Genomic DNA, 1,226 nt, shown 5'->3' on the forward strand with positions numbered 1-1,226 from the left:
GCGGCCCCCGGCCCCCCCGCGCGTCACAACCACACCACCCACGACCGCGGGGGGGGGGGGCGGCGGCCCGGGGGACACCACCACCCCCACGACCACGTCCCTGCCACGCTCCAGCGCCCTGCGTCCCTCGTTGAGCATCGCGAAGGTCTTACCGACTCCGGGAGCCGCCCCGAGGTAGACCCGTAGCCGCCCGCGTGGCACCGCGACCACTACTCCTTGTCGAGGGCCAGGTTGAGTTCGAGCACGTTGACCGCGGGCTCACCCATGAAACCGAGGGCGCGTCCCGTCGTGTGCTCCTGGATGAGCGCCTTGACCCTGGCGAGGTCCGTTCCGCGCTCCTTGGCCACTCGCGGGGCCTGCAGCTCGGCGTAGGCCACCGAGATGTGCGGGTCGAGGCCCGAGCCACTGGCCGTGACGGCATCGGCGGGCACCTCGGCCTTCGCCACGCCGCCACGGATCGGGACGGTCTTCCCGGCGGCGTAGTCCTCGCCCGGCTTGCCGCACTCCACCTTCAGCCCCCGGTACTCGGCGATGAAGGGGGTGGCGGGGCAGGCCTGGTTGACGCTGACCGCGCGGTCGGAGAAGACCTTCAGCACCGCGCCCACGCCGTCACCGGTGCAGTACGGCCTGGCGCCGCTGACGCCCTCCAGTTCGCCGATCGCCGTGGAACGGGCGCAGACCTGGGTGAGCAGGCTCTGCCTGCCCTCGTCCGGGTTGCCCTCGTCGTCCTTCACTCCGGGGACGGGAAGGACGTCCAGGACATCCTCGGGTCCCAGGTTGCTGGCGGCCGTCGACCGCATGTCGTATCCGTCACCCGCGACTGACGGGCGGCTCTGGAAGTAGGTCCTGACGGGGTTGCCGTCAGCGTCGGTGAAGTTCTGTCCGACGATGGCGCTGCCCACGTCCTTGCCGTCCTTCTGCACGATCGAACCGTTGGCCCTGCCGTTGAACAGTGCCTGGGCCACGCCGGTGGTGACCAGCGGGTAGATCACGCCGAGGAGCACGGTGAGGACGGCGACCGCCCTGATGGCTGCGAGGTGCTGGCGAATCCAGCTCGGTAGGCGTTCCATTTACGACATCCCCGGAAGGAATTGGACAAACAGGTCGATAATCTTGATGCCGATGAACGGGGCGACGATGCCGCCCAGTCCGTAGACGTAGAGGTTGCGGCTGAGCAGCTTCGACGCGCTGGAGGGGCGGTAGCGCACCCCCCGCAGGGCGAGCGG

General features: G+C 69.8%; 1 protein-coding gene and 1 pseudogene. Both read right to left on the reverse strand.

Translation table 11 applies throughout. The features are described from left to right. Positions 1–210: pseudogene (locus tag AB0J58_RS43960) on the reverse strand (hypothetical protein); the annotation flags it as partial. Beyond that, complete coding sequence (locus tag AB0J58_RS43965; protein ID WP_364227552.1) at positions 210–1,070, reverse strand: potassium-transporting ATPase subunit C; 861 nt, start codon at positions 1,068–1,070, stop codon at positions 210–212. The pseudogene AB0J58_RS43960 and the gene AB0J58_RS43965, both read right to left, overlap by 1 nt. Positions 1,071–1,226: the final 156 nt, after the last annotated feature.

Origin of the sequence: Streptosporangium sp. NPDC049644 (genome assembly GCF_040675205.1) — a bacterium.
In the GTDB taxonomy this organism is placed as follows: Bacteria; Actinomycetota; Actinomycetes; order Streptosporangiales; family Streptosporangiaceae; genus Streptosporangium; species Streptosporangium fukuiense.